General features: G+C 62.9%; 13 protein-coding genes. 5 read left to right on the forward strand and 8 right to left on the reverse strand.

Going from position 1 to position 15,653, the window contains the following annotated elements; all coding sequences use genetic code 11:
• Nucleotides 1–30 precede the first annotated feature (30 nt).
• The 4 genes from RI103_RS21850 to RI103_RS21865 all read left to right on the forward strand — a co-directional run bounded on the left by RI103_RS21850 (nt 31) and on the right by RI103_RS21865 (nt 4,704).
• On the forward strand, nt 31–1,422 hold the full coding sequence (locus RI103_RS21850; protein WP_310817558.1) for an MFS transporter: 1,392 nt from the start codon (nt 31–33) through the stop codon (nt 1,420–1,422).
• A gap of 27 nt (nt 1,423–1,449) precedes the next feature.
• A complete protein-coding gene (gene tcuA / locus RI103_RS21855) occupies nt 1,450–2,949 on the forward strand; it encodes an FAD-dependent tricarballylate dehydrogenase TcuA (protein ID WP_310817559.1) in 1,500 nt (499 codons plus the stop codon).
• A 27-nt stretch (nt 2,950–2,976) separates the two neighbouring features.
• Complete coding sequence (locus RI103_RS21860; protein WP_310817560.1) at nt 2,977–4,080, forward strand: NAD(P)-binding domain-containing protein; 1,104 nt, start codon at nt 2,977–2,979, stop codon at nt 4,078–4,080.
• 372 nt (nt 4,081–4,452) lie between these two features.
• Entirely contained in the window at nt 4,453–4,704 is a 252-nt protein-coding gene (locus tag RI103_RS21865; RefSeq protein ID WP_310817561.1) for a hypothetical protein, read from the forward strand.
• Between the two features lie 136 nt (nt 4,705–4,840).
• On the opposite strand, the gene RI103_RS21870 is transcribed toward RI103_RS21865, so the two are convergent.
• From RI103_RS21870 to RI103_RS21900, 7 genes are all read right to left on the reverse strand, one after another.
• Nucleotides 4,841–6,601: a winged helix-turn-helix domain-containing protein gene (locus RI103_RS21870; protein WP_310817562.1), complete on the reverse strand. Its 1,761-nt coding sequence runs from the start codon at nt 6,599–6,601 to the stop codon at nt 4,841–4,843.
• On the reverse strand, nt 6,598–7,887 hold the full coding sequence (locus RI103_RS21875) for an MFS transporter (RefSeq protein WP_310817564.1): 1,290 nt from the start codon (nt 7,885–7,887) through the stop codon (nt 6,598–6,600). The genes RI103_RS21870 and RI103_RS21875 overlap by 4 nt, the downstream gene beginning before the upstream one ends.
• A 323-nt stretch (nt 7,888–8,210) precedes the next feature.
• Nucleotides 8,211–8,714 (reverse strand): lipocalin-like domain-containing protein, encoded by a 504-nt coding sequence (locus tag RI103_RS21880; RefSeq protein ID WP_310817565.1) that lies wholly within the window; start codon nt 8,712–8,714, stop codon nt 8,211–8,213.
• A 206-nt stretch (nt 8,715–8,920) separates the two neighbouring features.
• Nucleotides 8,921–11,158 (reverse strand): xanthine dehydrogenase family protein molybdopterin-binding subunit, encoded by a 2,238-nt coding sequence (locus RI103_RS21885; protein ID WP_310817567.1) that lies wholly within the window; start codon nt 11,156–11,158, stop codon nt 8,921–8,923.
• Between the two features lie 24 nt (nt 11,159–11,182).
• The gene (locus RI103_RS21890) at nt 11,183–12,181 is read right to left on the reverse strand and encodes a xanthine dehydrogenase family protein subunit M (protein WP_310817568.1); all 999 of its coding nucleotides are present in this window, start codon (nt 12,179–12,181) and stop codon (nt 11,183–11,185) included.
• Between the two features lie 11 nt (nt 12,182–12,192).
• Nucleotides 12,193–12,741: a 2Fe-2S iron-sulfur cluster-binding protein gene (locus RI103_RS21895; RefSeq protein WP_310817569.1), complete on the reverse strand. Its 549-nt coding sequence runs from the start codon at nt 12,739–12,741 to the stop codon at nt 12,193–12,195.
• A gap of 282 nt (nt 12,742–13,023) precedes the next feature.
• Nucleotides 13,024–13,971, reverse strand: coding sequence for a phosphodiester glycosidase family protein (locus RI103_RS21900; RefSeq protein WP_310817570.1), 948 nt, complete (start codon nt 13,969–13,971; stop codon nt 13,024–13,026).
• Nucleotides 13,972–14,291: 320 nt separating this feature from the next.
• On the opposite strand from RI103_RS21900, the gene RI103_RS21905 reads away from it, so the two are divergent.
• Nucleotides 14,292–15,041 (forward strand): DUF4258 domain-containing protein, encoded by a 750-nt coding sequence (locus RI103_RS21905; protein WP_310817572.1) that lies wholly within the window; start codon nt 14,292–14,294, stop codon nt 15,039–15,041.
• Nucleotides 15,042–15,127: 86 nt separating this feature from the next.
• Here the strand turns inward: RI103_RS21905 and RI103_RS21910 are convergent, their stop codons facing one another.
• The gene (locus RI103_RS21910; protein WP_310817573.1) at nt 15,128–15,568 is read right to left on the reverse strand and encodes a YciI family protein; all 441 of its coding nucleotides are present in this window, start codon (nt 15,566–15,568) and stop codon (nt 15,128–15,130) included.
• Nucleotides 15,569–15,653 lie beyond the last annotated feature (85 nt).

Genomic DNA, 15,653 nt, shown 5'->3' on the forward strand with positions numbered 1-15,653 from the left:
CGCTAACTCCGGTCGACAAAGGAGACAGGCATGAACGATTCACTCGTCGCCGCGCGCGTCGACCGTTTGCCGAACTCGCGGATGCATCGCGAATGGATGTTCCTGTTCGCGATTCCTCTCTTTTTCGATAGCTGCGATATCAACACATTCGCGTCGGCCGCGCCCGCGCTGATCCGCCATTGGCACATCGCAATCAATGAAATCGCGCTGATCACGTCCGCGAGTTTCATCGGCATGTTCTTCGGCGCGACGCTCGGCGGTTTGCTGTCCGACCGCCTCGGGCGCAAACGCTCGCTGATGGTGTTCGTGCTGATCTCGTCGCTCGGTTCGCTGGCCACGGCGGTCGTGCCGAGCGTGCCGTATCTGTTCGCGGCGCGGGTCGTCACCGGCTTCGGCATTTCCGCGGGCATGGTGACGGTGATGACCTATATCGCCGAGTTGTTCCCGGCGCGCTCGCGCGGCACCTGGCAATCGTGGGCCATGGTCATCAACCTGTGCGCGATTCCGCTGACCAACTTCGTGGCGCGGCTGCTCGTGCCGTACGGCCCGGACGGCTGGCGCTGGGTCTTCGTGTGGGGCGCGCTTGGCGTCGCGTTTCCACTGATCGCGAAACGGCTTCCCGAATCGCCGCGCTGGAGCGCGCGAGCAGGGCGCTTCGACGAGGCGGAAGCCGCGCTCGCGGCGATGGAGGCAAGGAGCGTCGCCGAAGGCAACGTGCTGTCGACTCCCGAAGTGGTCGTGCGGCCGCCCGAAACGCGCGAGCCGTGGATGACAATGTTCAACAGCGTCTACCGCCGCCGCACGCTCACGCTCTGCGCGATCTGGCTGTTGCAGACAATCGGCTTTTACGGTTTTGAAGCGTGGGTGCCGACCTTGCTCGTGCATCACGGCATCACGATTGCGCGCAGCCTCACGTATTTCACGCTGATCAACGTGGGCGCGCCGCTTGGCGCATTGCTCGCGGTCTATCCCGCTGACCGTTTCGAGCGCAAACATCTGATCGCGCTCGTCGCGCTCCTGATCGCGGGATTCGGCCTGCTGTACGGGCTGAGTTTCACGCCGGTGCTGATCGTGACGTTCGGATTCGCGGTCGGCATGCTGACGCAGACCTTCGCGACACTGCTCTATTCGTACACGCCCGAGCAGTTTCCAACTGGCGTGCGCAACAGCGCAACGGGCCTCACGTATGGCGCGGGCCGGATCGCGAACGTCGCCAATGCCTTCGTGATCGCGGCGATCTACACGAACTACGGCTATGTGACCGTGTTCATGTACATCGCGGGCGCGTGGTTCCTGACCGCGTTGATCACGCTCGTCTTCGGCCCGCGGACCACCGGCCGCAGCCTCGAAACCCTGAATCCGGTCGTGGACGAAGTGGACGCGGCGTCGCTGACGCCGCTCGCCGAATACCCACGACGCTAGATCACACTCGAACTGGAGAGCCAACTGATGACCCTCGACGAACTCAACGATATCGACGTGCTCATAATCGGCGCGGGAAACGCCGCGGCCAATGCGGCGCTGGCCGCACGCGAAGGCGGCGCGCAGCGCATTGCGCTGCTCGAAAGCGCACCGGAGGAAGCGCGCGGTGGCAACTCCGCGTTTACCGGCGGCGCGTTCCGTTTCGTCTACGAATCCGTCGACGACCTGTTGAAGCTCGCGCCGGATATCGCGGAACTGGATCTGCCGAATATCGATTTCGGCACCTACACGCGCGAGCAGTATTTCGACGATATCGGCCGGCTAACCGAATTTCGCGCCGACCCGGAGCTGACCGACGTACTGATCGGCAATAGCTACGACGCGGCGTTGTGGCTCAAACGGCATGGCGTGCGGTTTCAACCCGCGCTGGGGCGGCAGGCGTTTCGTGTCGAGGGCAAGTTCCGTTTCTGGGGTGGCCTGGCCTGTCACATTCTGGGCGGCGGCACGCATCTCGTCGAGACGCTGCATCATGCGTTGAAGGACGCGGGTATCGGCGTGCTGTACCGCACGCAGGCAATGGGCCTGTTGCACGGCGACGGGCGCGTTGAAGGCGTGCGCGCCATGCATGAAGGCCGGCAGGTCGACATTCGCGCGAAGGCGGTGGTGCTCGCATGCGGCGGTTTCGAGTCGAGTGCGGAGATGCGCGCGCGCTATCTCGGACCGAACTGGGATCTCGCGAAAGTGCGTGGCACACGCTACAACACCGGCTGGGGTCACAAGATGGCGATGGAAATCGGCGCTGCGGTAACGGGGCACTGGTCGGGCGCGCATGCGGTGCAATGGGACATGAACGCGCCCGAGTACGGCGATCTGACGATTGGCGATCGCTTCCAGAAACATAACTATCCGTTCGGGATTCTGGTGAACGCGAAGGGCGAGCGTTTTCTCGACGAAGGACTCGATTTTCACAGCTTCACGTACGCGAAATATGGGCACGAAGTGTTGCGCCAGCCGGGTCTTTTCGCGTGGCAGATCTTCGATCAGAAAGTCGTCAAGCTGCTGCGCGACGAGTACCGGATTGCACGCATCACCAAAGAGACGGCGAACACGCTCGAAGAACTCGCGCCGAAACTCACGGGCGTCGATCCGGAAGGTTTTCTGCGCACCGTGCGCGCGTATAACGAGGCGTCGCGGCCTGATGTGTCGTTCAATCCGAACATCCACGACGGTCTGCGCACGCGCGGGCTCGCCATCGACAAAACCAACTGGGCCAATCGGCTCGACACGCCGCCCTATGAAGCCTATGGCGTCACCACTGGAGTGACTTTCACGTTCGGTGGACTAAAGGTGTCGACGGACGCCGAGGTGCTCGACACGTCGGGCACGCCGATTCGCGGGCTGTTCGCGGCGGGCGAGATTGTCGGCGGTCTTTACTATCACAACTATGGCAGCGGCACGGGACTCGTCGCCGGCGTGGTGTTCGGGCGGCGCGCCGGGGCAGGCGCGGCGCGGCTGGTTGCGCGCTGATTCGGAAGCTCTCGGGGACTCACTACGATGCTGCTTATCGATAACGATTGCGTGGCGCGCGTGCTGACGATGCGCGATTGCATCGACGTACAGGAACGCGCGTTTGCCGGTTTGCCGGATGGCGCGTCGATAGGACGCCCGCGTATCGACACGTATGTGCCGACGCAGCGCGACGACGGCTATTACCGTTTCGGCTCGGTCGATGGCGCGACCGGCGGCATTCTGGCGGTGCGTCTGAAATCGGACGTGATGGTGTGGCCGCGTGACGCCGACGGCCGCGCGGGCAGCGAGCAGAAGTACTGCGTCGAGCCCGGCACCTATTGCGGACTGGTGATGCTGTTCAGTACCGAGAACGGCAAGCCGCTTGCGATGCTCAACGACGGCCACCTGCAACACATGCGCGTGGGCGGCGCGGCGGGGCTCGGCACGCGGCTGCTCGCTCGTGAGGACTCGCATGTCATTGGCATGATCGGCTCGGGCGGCATGGCGGAAACGTTTCTCGAGGCGCTGGCGGCAGTGCGCGACATCCGCCGCGTGCGGGTCTTCAGCCGTCGCGAGTCGAACCGTGTGCGTTTTGCGCGAGATATGGCGGCGAAACTCGGGATCGAAGTCAACGCCGTCGGCTCGGCCGAAGAGGCCGTGCGCGGCGCCGACATCGTCGCCACTTGCACCGACAGCATGACGCCTGTGCTCGACGCCGGCTGGCTGGAACCCGGCATGCACGTGGTGGCGCTCACGCCGCGTGAATTCGACGCCAGGGTCGCGAGTCGCTTCGACGTGAGCATCGCGCAAGGCCATGAACGTCTGCCGATGCAGGAGAGCGAACGCTTCAGCCAGCATGTATCGGGCAGCCCGAATGCGTTTATCGGTGGCAGCGGCGAGGAGCGGGCGCATCTGCCGGTGTCGCGCGGAGAGAGGGTGGATACGACGGGCTGGCCGGTCTACACCGACGTGATTACCGGCCGCGCGACCGGCCGCACGGATGCCCGGCAGATCACGTTCTATTACACGGTGGGCAACTGGGGCGTCCAGTTTGCGGCGGTGGGTGGGCACGTGTATCGGGAAGCGTCGCGATTGGGTCTCGGCATTGCGTTGCCGGATCACTACTTCCTGCAGTCCATCAGAAATTGAAAAGAGGCTGCCTCGGCTCGCACATAGACCGGCGCAACCGGCGCGAATGAACCGGACGTATGTTCTCTGCGGAATGCGCAGAGAATTCGCCGCATGTCCCTTTCGCGCAGCCTCGTTGGCCATCCTCCGCAGGCGTTCTTGAATACTGCATCCGCAGTGATACGCCTGTGGCAGCGCCACCATGCCGGTTCCTCAATCTGGCCCGCGTTAACAATTTCTTTAGACTAAGTCGATGGTGCGGGAGACGCTCTGATCGCAGGATTGACAAAGCGATAGCAACGCGACGCCGCATGTTCGCGGGAGTCGTCCGGGATCGCCTTACGGCCGGTCTTACGCTGACCGTTTCCGCACTTGTGGGAAGGAGAAATTGACATGAAAACGATTCGAATCGTCGCGCTCTGCGCGATCGGCATGTTCCTCGGACAGGCGTGGGCGCAAGACAAACCCGTGCCGTCGGGAACCGAAACGTCTGTTCAGGACGTGGGTGGCGTCACTGACGCGTCGAGAGGTGAAACGGGAATGGCAATGAGTCCAGCACGGCAACAGGCCTATCCGGACCTCGGCGGCGCCCGGCAATCCGGAGACCCAAGCCGTTTCGTGAGCAATACGTTCCGCCACCATTGACTGCCGCGCAACCGCTGCGCGCGACTGCCGTTCCGCACGATGAGTACCCGCGCATACGCTCATCGCGCGTAACGGTGGCAGGTTGCGGCTCCGACCGGATGCCGCACGGCGGATGATGTTGGGGCGACGTGCCGGCTCAGTAGCCGATACGCTTTTCGACGCTGCGGAATCGCCCCGTCGACCGATAGCGATGGAACCACGCATTCGTGCGAAGCTCGCACAGGCGCGGCGAATGTTCGGCAAGCGCAACGTCGAGCCAATGAAACATCTCGTCCGGCTGGTCGAGCCTCGCGTAGATTTCCGCAAACAGAAACGGCGACGTATAGCGCCTTTGACGCCTCGTCATCAGATCCTGCAAATACCATTGAAGAACCTTTTTGTGGCCCCCGGACTCCCAGACCGTGCGAATAGTCTCTGCGCGAGCGAATTCGCCGCACCGAGTGAGCGCATCAATGGTCGCTTCGACTGCTTCCTCGTATTGCCCCTGCTGTTCATAGGCGGTCGCGAGTAGCTGATAGACAAGCGGGGAGCGATTGCCATGCCCAGCGTTCAGGCACTCACGAATCACTTCGTCGTATTTGCCCGCCTGTACGAGCCCGAATACACGTGATCCTTCGAAGCCGAGCGGGTCGACCTTTTCGGCACGCTCGAACTGGGCTCTGCCTTCCGCTTCCCGGCCAAGCACCAGCAGGAGTCGCGCATACAGGCGGCTCGTTTCGGCGTGGCTCGGGTTCAGGCGCAACGCCTCGAGGAATTCCTCTTCCGCCCGGTGCCAGTCCCAGTCATAGAAGTAGTGCACGCCCGCCAGCGCCTGGTGAGCCTCGGGAAGATTGGCGTCCAGTTCCAGTGCCCGCAGCGCCGCCTGCCGCGCTCGCGGGTGGCCCTCGGACGGTGCGCAGACTCCGTGCGTCGCCGCGGCACCTAAAACGTTCGACATCCCCACATATCCGAGCGCGTAAGTCGGGTCCCGCTCGATCGCCAGTTCGAAGTAGCCGCGCGCGCGAACGAAGTCCTCGTCGCTCAGCGCGTGATGCGCGGCAAAGCCCGCATCGAAGTGCACGCGGCGAGTCCAGTAGAAACGGCCGCGCAGATACGCATCGTGCGCCGCGGGATCGACCGGCAAACGCCTTGCCAGCCTGTGCCGCTGCTGTTCCGCAAGCGCGGGCGATACTTCCTTGGCGAGCGCCGTTCCAACTTCTTTCTGGATTTCCAGCGCTCCGCTTGCAATCGGCTCATACGCGCGGCTCCAGATCTGCACCTGATCGAAGCAGCGGATCAGTTGCGCCAGAATGCGAATCCTCATGCCGTCCCGCTTGAGCGCACCTTCCAGCACGTAGTCGATCGACAACTCGCGCGCGATCTCCGCGATACTCTTGCTGACGCGTCGGCAGTGGGCGGCGGTCGTCCTCGAAATGACAAGGATGCGCTCCGGATCGAGCATGCCGATACTGGCGGAGGTTTCGTCGGCCAGCGCATCGCAGAAACTGTCCTGGCCAGGATCGCAGGTCTGGTTTTCGAACGGCAGAACCAGTATCCGCACGGCTTCCTGCAGGGCAGGCACGGATTCCTCGCGCACGGGCCGCACGTTGTTCAGGCGATAGCCTTTGCCTTTGACCGTGATGATGTACTGCGGGTTGACCGGATCGTCCTGAAGCGCGACGCGGATTTTCCGGATTGCCGTATTGATGCAGTTGTCCGTTTCGCGAAACGCATTTGCGCCCCACAGTGCTCTCACGATATCCGCACGCGTGACGAGTTGCCCGTTGCGGGATGCCATCAGGATCAGCAATTCCATCGGCAGACGCTCGAGGCTGACCTTTTCGCCCGCGCGGCGCAATTCGTAGCGCTGAATGTTCAGTTCGACATCCGCAATCCGGACGGATTCTGGCGTGTTCATCTGCGCTCCTGCCATCGCGAGTTGCGGTTCACGGCGACGACGTCGGCGCGCCGCCGCTCGCGCTTCATGCCGAATGAAGCCGCGAATGCAAACGTTGAGCACAACACAATGACGAGCGCGGGCGCGGGCATCCAGTGCAGGCCGGAAACGAGGGAATTCGCCGCGAGCGGCGTCAGTCCCAGCGACGCGGCCAGTCCGAGATTCATGGCCGTGGCAACGCCGCTGAATCGGACGTCGATGGGGAACAATTCCGCAATCGCGCACGCGAAGGTTCCGTTGGCGAAGGAGCTGACGACGCCGGCCATCAGGAACAGCGCAGGCAGGCTCGCGTAGTGACGGGCGGCCGCAATGAAAAAGAAGGGCGCGAAAAGCGCGGACAAGACGGTTCCCGACCTGAACACGTAACGGCGCGGCAACAGGTCGCCGACGTGCGACGTCACGAGAATGCAGGCGGCCACGACGATCAGGTAGCACGTCTGGGCACTGGCGATCTGCTGCGTGTCGTATTGAAGCCTTTGCAGATAACTTGGCGTGAAGCCGATAAAAATACCACCCGACGCGCCCGCCAGCAGAGACGCGCCCGTACCTGTCGCCAGGGGAGCGAAATGGTTGCGAAACAGGACGGCAAGAGGTTCGCGATGCCGCGCGCCAATGGCCTGCGCGTACTCGTCGGTCTCCGCGAGCGTGCGGCGCAGTGCAAAGCTCAGCAGCCCGACCATTCCACCCAGCAGGAAACCGATCCGCCATCCGAACGCGTTGATCTGCCCGGGTGTGAGCGCCCATTGCATGGCAAGGTTAATGCTCGTCGCCAGAAGCAACGCAAGGTTGACCGCGACGAACACGATGCCGCACAGAAGCCCCGGTCTGCCGCGCGCGCTTTCGACGGCGTAGACGATTGCACCTGGCAACTCGCCGCCCAGGCATAGACCCTGGATAAGCCGCAGCACGAGAAGAAGTGCCGGCGCAAGCGCGCCCGATGCCGCATATGAAGGAAGTATTCCGATGAGAAGCGTCGAAACGGCGGCGATCATCGCCGACGACACAAAGACGAGGCGTCGGCCGTGCGTGTCGCCGAACCGCCCAAGAAGGATGCCGCCCACGGGCCTGGAAAGGTAGCCGATGGCCAGCACCGTGAACGACAGCGTCTCCGCCGGCACGCCAGTTCCTGTCGGAAAGAACTCGCTGCCGATGCTTCTTGCGAAGAATCCGAAGATGACGAAATCGAATACTTCGAGCGCCCCTCCCGTGCTGGCGACCAGAATGGTCCAGCGTTGGTGCGCCGTCATCGACTCTGTTCGGATTAGGGGCGAATCGTCGAGCATGGAAATCCCTGATATTACCAGGCATCACTACCGTTTTAAGCGGACGCCGCGTTCGAGAGACGCGTTCAGCCACCACCCTGTCAACCCGGCTTCGGCGACGGCGCGTGATCAGTCTGGCTTAAATATGATGGACGACAATTCGCGTACGAGGAAGGTCTTTAGATTCGCCTTGTGGTTCTTACTCGACGTGTGCAGCACTCGCAACCCGGCGCTCGGCGCGAGGTCCGCGATGGCGTTCCCGATCTCGCCGCTGGAGGTTCAGCGTAGGCACTTTCGTGTTCTGCTACTTACTTCATCCGTTGCCACACGACTTTCGATGCACCGTAACCGAAGCTCCCGGGCGTGATGTAGGTGAGCCGGTCGCCATCGAGGGTGAATGGGCGCCGTTGAACATCGCCGTCCCAGTTCGGAAAGGTACTTTTCTGAATGTGGAAAACAATTACCTGTTCGGCCGGATCGACCGTATAGGTGCCGAAATGCGCGAAGTTGCCTTGGGCGATGCGTTGGTTCTCTTCGGACGTACCCGATAAGCGGTTACCCGATGCGAACTTCGGCAAATCCGCACGAACTCCGAGCAGAACATAGCGGCCGTCGCTGCCGAAGATCAGCTGGCCGTACGGATGCGGACCGAGCACTTCGACTTCACTGCCGCTTCTTGAAACGGTCAACGAAACCAAAGACCACGAACCTGCCACGCCGGGCGCCGCCTGGGCAAAAGTCTTGGGGATGGCGAGACATATTGCGAAGGCCACCAGCGCGGCGGCCCGCAGGGTTTGGAGCATGGGCTTCATGGCGTTCTCCGGCACACGAGAGGGCGGCACCATTCCCTTCGATTCTCGGCGTGCCATGCCTCGTTGTCCCCGATCACCAGAAGCGAAGACAAGCTAGTAGGATAGCTTTCCCGGCCACGACTTCCAATGAACATTGGAAGCCGAAGTTGACACTGGCCGGACAGGGCTGCGACCCTTGCGCGCCTCTTTCGCCCTTTGCTCTGTCCTCAAGCCATTTCCGCGCTCAGCAGATCTTCGATCATGATCGGCAACTTCCGCACGCGCACGCCGGTTGCATGATGGGTCGCGTCGGTAATCGCCGCCGCGATGCCCGCAAGGCCGATCTCCGCAATCCCGCGAGCGCCGAGTTCGTTGAACACGGTGTCCGGATGATCGAGAAAGGTCACGTCGAGTTCCGGCGTATCCGCGTTCGACGCGATGATGTAATCGGCCAGGTTGCTGTTGATCGGTGCGCCGGTCTGCCTGTCGTACGTCGTGTGCTCGAACAGCGCCATGCCGACGCCCATCACGACTGCGCCTTCGATCTGGTTGCGGGCGGCGCGCGGGTTGACGATGCGTCCTCCGTCGATCACCGTGACGACGCGGCTCACCCGCAACCGTGCGATCTCCGGCTGCCACGTGACTTCGGCGAAGTGCGCGCCGTAGGAATAGATGGAGAAGCGCTTCTTGAGCGGATCGTCGAAGCCGCCCTTGGCGCTGCCGCTGCCCGACGCCGCGCGCATTTTCGCTGCTTCGAGAATCTGGCCGAACGGCACGCCGCGCTCCGGCGCGTCGCCCTTGCGATGCACGTGTGCGGCGCTGAACGCGAGCGTATCTTCGGCCGCACCTTTGAACGGCGAACCGTCGACGGCCGCCGCACGCGAGAGTAACAGCTTGATGGCCGCACGCACAGCATCGAGCACGGCGGGAATCACCGATGCAGTCGCCGCGCTGCCACCCGAAACCGGTCCCGGTGGCAATACGGAATCGCCGAGACCAACCTCGATGCGCTCGAGCGCAATGCCGGTCTCTTCCGCGACCAGTTGCGCGAGCACCGTGTACGTGCCGGTGCCGATGTCCTGCGTGCCGCACACCACGCGGGCGCTGCCGTCCGCTCGAAGATCGACGTCCGCGGCAGCGGAAAAGCGCAACCCGGGCCAAACGCAGGCGCCGACGCCCCAGCCCAAAGTCAGGCCGTCGCGCTGCATCGATCCGGCGCCCGGCTTGCGTTGCGACCATCCGAACCGTTCGGCGCCAGTGCGCAAACATTCGACGAGATGCCGTGAAGAGAACGGCAAACCCGTGCTTTCGTCGACGCGCGGTTCATTGCGCAGCCTCAATTCGACGGGATCGAGGTTCAGCACGTGCGCCAGTTCGTTCATCGCCGATTCGATTGCGTACAGCCCGGGCACGGCGCCTGGACCGCGCATCGACGTCGGCGAGCCGACGTTGCGGCGCGCGAGGCCGGAGGTCACGCGCAGATTCGGCGTGCTATAGATGAGCGGCGTGACTTCGCCGCAGCCTTCCTCGTATTCGTCGGCGATGGCGGTGTGGTTGACGTAGTCGTGCCGCAACGACGTGAGCGTGCCGTCGCGTTCAGCCGACAGCCGCACGCGCTGCTGCGTGACGGGACGGTGGCCGACATTCTGGAACATCATCTTGCGGCTCACGACCAGCTTCACGGGACGGCCGGTCAGGCGCGTCGCCGCCGCCGCGAGCAGCGTGTGCGGCCACACCCACAGCTTGCCGCCAAAGCCCGATCCGAGATAGCGGGAGATCACGCGGATTTTTTCCTTCGGCACGCCGAGCATCTGCGAGAGCGTGCCCAGGTGGACCGAAATGGCCTGCGTGGTCTCGTAGAACGTGTAGTTCTCACCATCCCATTGCGCGATCGACGCGTGCAGTTCGATCGGGTTGTGCGTTTCCGTCGGTGTCACGTAGGTTGCGTCGAGCGTCGCCGGCGCAGCGTCGAACGCACGCTCCGGGTCGCCGCGCTCGCTCTCGACTTTGGGCTTGTCGTCGGCCTCGAGTTCGTCGCTCACGTCGTGCGGCGTGATTTCGTAGCCGGCCCCGATTGCCGCCGATGCCGCGCTCGCGGCCTCGAAGGTATCGGCGATCACGACGGCAATGTACTGGCCGTAATAGCGGATGATGTCGTCCTCGAAGGGCGGCCGCGCTTCGTCGACGTAGCCGGTGTCCATCGAGTTGCCGGAGAGCCGGTAGAAGCGGCCGATATTGCCTCGATGCAGCACCGCGTGCACGCCGGGCATGGCCTCGGCGTCCGCGATGTCGAGCGACACGAGCCGGCCGCTCGCAATCGTGCTGCACACCGGCACGGCAATCAGCAGATCGGGCAAATCGACATCGGAGGTATAGGTGGCGCTGCCGCTGACCTTCAGCGGTCCGTCGACGCGCGCATGGGGCTGTCCGATCACGGACAGCACGGAGTCGGGCAAGGTGGACATGGTGCGTTCCTCTCGATCGGCGGTTCAGGTCGTGGCCTGGGTCAATGCATGGACGATGCAGCGGCGCGCCAGCTCGACCTTGAAGCCGTTCTGGCTTTGCGGCTTCGCGTTCGCGAGCGCGGCGTCCGCGGCCTTGCGGAAGGTCGCGGCGTCGGGCGTTGCGCCGCGCAGCACGGATTCCGCTTCGACCGCATGCCACGGCCTGGTGCCCACGCCGCCGAGCGCAACGCGCGCATGCCCGATGCGTCCGCCGTCGAGCGTCACGACCACGGCGGCCGAAGCCAGCGCGAACTCGTATGACGCCCGATCGCGCAGCTTCAGATAAACCGAGCGCGCTCCCGCTGGTAGAGGCGGCAGTGTCACGTGCGTGATAAGGTCTCCTGCGCCGAGCACGTTCTCGCGCTGTGGCGTCGCGCCTGGCAACAGGAAGAAGTCGTCGATCGCGATGCTGCGCGCGCCGTCCGTCCCTTCGACGTAAATGGTCGCGTCGAGCGCGGTCAGGGCGACGTTCATGTCCGACGGGTTGGTGGCGATGCAGGCGTCGCTGCCACCGAGAATGGCGAGCGTGCGATTGAATCCCTGGATTGCCGGACAGCCCGAGCCCGGCTCGCGCTTGTTGCATGGCATCGCGGTGTCGCGAAAGTACACGCAGCGTGTGCGCTGCAGCAGGTTGCCGCCGGTCGTCGCCATGTTTCGCAATTGCGCCGACGCTCCCGCGAGCAGCGCCTGCGACAGCACTGCGTACGGTGCGCGGATCAGCGGATGCAACGCAAGGTCCGCATTTCGCGCCGTCGCCCCGATCTTCACGCCGCCGTCGGGCAGCGCTTCGATACGGTCTAGCGGCAACCGGCTGATGTCGACGACGCGCGTCGGCCGCTCGACGTTGAGCTTCATGAGATCGAGCAAGGTCGTGCCGCCTGCGAGAAAGCGCACTTGCGCGCCTTGCTGGGCCGTTGCTGAGGCCGCGCCCGCCGTGATCGCGTCACGCACGCCGTCGGCGCGCGACAACTTGAAGATTTCCATGATGGCGCTCCTCAGGACTGGCCGCGCACGCGCTGGATCGCCGCGACGATGTTCTGGTAGGCGCCGCAGCGGCACAGATTGCCGCTCATCGCTTCGCGCACTTCGGCGTCGCCGGGCCCGACCGCTTCATCGAGAAGCGCGACCGCGGACATGATCTGGCCCGACGTGCAGTAGCCGCATTGATAGCCGTCGCATTCCACAAACGCGGACTGCATCGGATGTAGCGCGTCCGGCTGACCGATACCTTCAATGGTGGTGATCGCGTCGCCGGCGTGCGTGCCGGCCAGCGACAGGCACGCATTCACGCGCCGTCCGTTCACGTGCACCGTGCACGCGCCGCATTGGCCGTGGTCGCAACCCTTTTTGGTGCCGGTGAGGTGCAGATGCTCGCGCAGCGCGTCCAGCAGTGTGGTGCGCGGATCGAGCGACAGCGTGTAGAGATTGCCGTTGACGGTCAACTCGACAGGCATCGTCGCGTTCGCGGAAGGCTGGCGGCCGGGTCGGGCTGCGTCGGGGTCGGCGCTCTGTTGCGTGGTGGGGGAGGCGGTCTGTTGCATCATGCGTTCTCCTCATGGCGAGAGCGGCCACAAGCGGCGTGGCCGGGCGGCAGACTGAAGCAGGAACTGGATCCATTGGCGACCGCTCGCCGGGTCGCAGGGCATTAGGCCGGCGAGTATCTGAAGACGCGTCACGCGCGCCCGGTCGATTGAGCAGCAATCCTGATGCCCAGGCGTGTCGTGCCTGAAAATTAGCAGATTTTTGTGTGCATGCCAGAAAAAAACCGGACACGTAAGCGCCCGGCCATTTTGAGGGAACCGGCACAATATCAGACGTTATACACCTTAGAACGGCAACCCCGGCACTTCCGGCAGCTTCAACGCATGCACGCCGAACGCCGACGCGTCGAGCCGTTCCGCGCCGCCACTCGGCGTATCGACGATAAACGGCACGCCGATCTGATCGGCGCGCACCAGTTCGGTCGAGCCGCCGCCGTCGAGATTGATCGCATCATCCGCGCCGATCGCCTTCATCAGTTGCGCCGATTGCGCGTTGGTCGTGCCCGTCGAATAACCCGCGACGCGCCCATCGATCACGACGAAATAGAGAAAGCGCCCCTGATGCGACAGGCCGACCAGCGTGCGCGGATTCGGATTGAGCGGGTCGCCTTCGTTCGGGCTTTGCGCGCTGATGTCCTGGCCGCTTTTCAGCAGAATCGCCGAGCCGGCGACCGCCGTATCGATGAGCTTCAGATCCTGCGCCGAAATCTGCGGCGCTTCGGCGATATATGCGCGGCCCTGCCGCGTGATCGCGAGTACTGCTTCACTTTGCGTCGGATCATTGGTCAGCGGGCTCACAATCTGGCCGTGCGACACCAGCAAGCCGATGATCGACTTCGGCTCGGGCGTTGTCGCGCAGCACGGCGCGAAAAAGTTCGCGTTGATTGCGAGCCGCACGCCGGTGCGCGCGGCGAATTGCGAAATCGTCTCCGACGTCGTCATCAGCGGGCCGCTATGCCCGGTCGTCTCGACGCTCACGCCCGGCGCGCGCAAATCAATGCGCATCACGTACGCGCGGCTCACGGTTGGCTTGCCGCCCGCAGTCGCGGGATTCGACGGCACGGTCGCGGTTTCGGCATCGACGCCGATATAGACGGGCGAGTAGCCGCTTTGCGTGATCTGCGTGGTGGGATCGGGTACGTCGGCTTGCACGCTGGCCGAAGCGAGGCCAATGATCGCCGCGGCGGCGAGTACTTTCAGCGTTGCTGAGACGGGGAACAGGGCACGCGTCATCTCTCAAGTCTCCATTTACGGCGGCGACGAGGTTGTCGCCCTTACCGTGCCGCAGACGTTAGAGACGCGATATGACCACCACGTGATTTCTTTTTTTCATTCGGCTTTCGACAATGGGCGGCATGTACGCCGAAAAAAACATTTATGAAAGAAAAAAACTCGGGCTCGTTTGTCTAAAGGCACGAAGTCGCTGCAACGATACACACATGGCTTCATCATCGTCAGCGGCTTCTGGCGATAATTCCAGGCTATAGTAATTACCCGCTCTTGCCGTAGACTTCGCACCATTGGTTGCGAACTGACGACCCTCGACGACAACCATGTCCAGCCAGGTATTTGGGCCTGAATTCCGAGAAGCGCTCTGGTCCGCATATGACCAGAAGTGTTTTTATTGCATTCGACTGATCTCGCTTGAAGAGATGCAGATCGATCATGTGATTCCTGAATCTCTGCAAAAAGATAGCGCTGCCTTATCGGCGACACTCGGCCGATACTGTCTGGATGCCAGCTTTGACATCTGCGGCTATGAGAACCTTGCCCCGTCCTGCCCGACTTGCAATAAGCGAAAATTGCATAACCCTTTCCCGATCGGTCAGATCGCTATTTTTCTGACGCAGATCGCTGCAAAGGTATCGTCCGTAAAAAAGAATGTATCGGGACTTGAGAAAGCGAGGACGCTGAACTCCATACTGCGCTCGGTTGCCAATGCGATCGACAAAGGGCGATTTTCCAAAACCGAACTCCGGGAGGCTTTGGAGAAGGAAGGCTATCTCGACTTCATGGTTGGAAGCGGCACGTCCGGCACGATCCGCAATAGTCCGGCCTGGGCCGTAACGCCCAAACACACGGAAATCCGTTACTCTCGCCACGCCTTGCAGCGTGTGGCTGAAAGAGGACTCATTCTGGATGAGCTTGAAGTGGCATTGCGTGGCGGCACCGCTAGAGCGAGCCGTTCGCTCGCCAACGGACGGGTCGTCTATGAACTCGGCACGCCGAGCGGTCTCCGGATTGTCTACACGATTTCCGACGATGTGCTTAGCGTCATTACCGCATACCGGCGCGCACGTTAGATGAAGTAGTTGGCACACCCTCAGGTTGCCGCTCCCTGCCGGGCCTGAGGGTTTGCGACGCAGGCCGCGCTACGTCGCGAACCTTGTCAACTATGCTCTTTGCCTTGATTGGATTCGATTTGCAGCCGCAGCCGCTCTTCGTCCTCCTGAAGCTCGGGCGTGAACGCCTCACCAAAGTCCGCGGCCTCGAAGAACGGGCGAATTTCGATTTCCGAGTCGCTTGGCATGGGGTTCGGGCAGCGGCGTACCCATTCGATCGCTTCGTCCATTGATTGCACTTGCCAGATCCAGTAGCCCGCGATCAGTTCCTTGGTTTCCGCGAACGGACCGTCGACGACGGTTCGGTCCTTGCCGGAAAACCTCACGCGTACGCCCTTCGAGCTCGGTTTCAGTCCATCGCCGCCGAGCATGATGCCGGCCTTGACCAGTTCTTCGTTATATCGGCCCATCGCCCCGATAAGTTCCGTGTCCGGCATTTGACCAGCTTCGGATTCGGCGGTCGCCTTGACCATGACCATGACGCGCATTGGGTTTCTCCTGTCCAAAGATGACTTTCAGTTTCTCTCGGAAGGCATTCGGTGCCTTCAACACCACGACGAACGAATGCGGGCG

It is taken from the genome of Paraburkholderia sp. FT54 (assembly GCF_031585635.1).
Taxonomy (GTDB): domain Bacteria; phylum Pseudomonadota; class Gammaproteobacteria; order Burkholderiales; family Burkholderiaceae; genus Paraburkholderia.

What these genes read in the sequence shown, in the direction of transcription:
- RI103_RS21870 (WP_310817562.1), bottom strand. Translation starts at nt 6,601, where the DNA reads ATGAACACGCCAGAATCCGTCCGGATTGCGGATGTCGAACTGAACATT.
- RI103_RS21895 (WP_310817569.1), bottom strand. Translation starts at nt 12,741, where the DNA reads ATGATGCAACAGACCGCCTCCCCCACCACGCAACAGAGCGCCGACCCC.
- tcuA (WP_310817559.1), top strand. Translation starts at nt 1,450, where the DNA reads ATGACCCTCGACGAACTCAACGATATCGACGTGCTCATAATCGGCGCG.
- RI103_RS21880 (WP_310817565.1), bottom strand. Translation starts at nt 8,714, where the DNA reads ATGAAGCCCATGCTCCAAACCCTGCGGGCCGCCGCGCTGGTGGCCTTC.
- RI103_RS21910 (WP_310817573.1), bottom strand. Translation starts at nt 15,568, where the DNA reads ATGCGCGTCATGGTCATGGTCAAGGCGACCGCCGAATCCGAAGCTGGT.
- RI103_RS21850 (WP_310817558.1), top strand. Translation starts at nt 31, where the DNA reads ATGAACGATTCACTCGTCGCCGCGCGCGTCGACCGTTTGCCGAACTCG.
- RI103_RS21875 (WP_310817564.1), bottom strand. Translation starts at nt 7,887, where the DNA reads ATGACGGCGCACCAACGCTGGACCATTCTGGTCGCCAGCACGGGAGGG.
- RI103_RS21865 (WP_310817561.1), top strand. Translation starts at nt 4,453, where the DNA reads ATGAAAACGATTCGAATCGTCGCGCTCTGCGCGATCGGCATGTTCCTC.
- RI103_RS21890 (WP_310817568.1), bottom strand. Translation starts at nt 12,181, where the DNA reads ATGGAAATCTTCAAGTTGTCGCGCGCCGACGGCGTGCGTGACGCGATC.
- RI103_RS21885 (WP_310817567.1), bottom strand. Translation starts at nt 11,158, where the DNA reads ATGTCCACCTTGCCCGACTCCGTGCTGTCCGTGATCGGACAGCCCCAT.
- RI103_RS21905 (WP_310817572.1), top strand. Translation starts at nt 14,292, where the DNA reads ATGTCCAGCCAGGTATTTGGGCCTGAATTCCGAGAAGCGCTCTGGTCC.
- RI103_RS21860 (WP_310817560.1), top strand. Translation starts at nt 2,977, where the DNA reads ATGCTGCTTATCGATAACGATTGCGTGGCGCGCGTGCTGACGATGCGC.
- RI103_RS21900 (WP_310817570.1), bottom strand. Translation starts at nt 13,971, where the DNA reads ATGACGCGTGCCCTGTTCCCCGTCTCAGCAACGCTGAAAGTACTCGCC.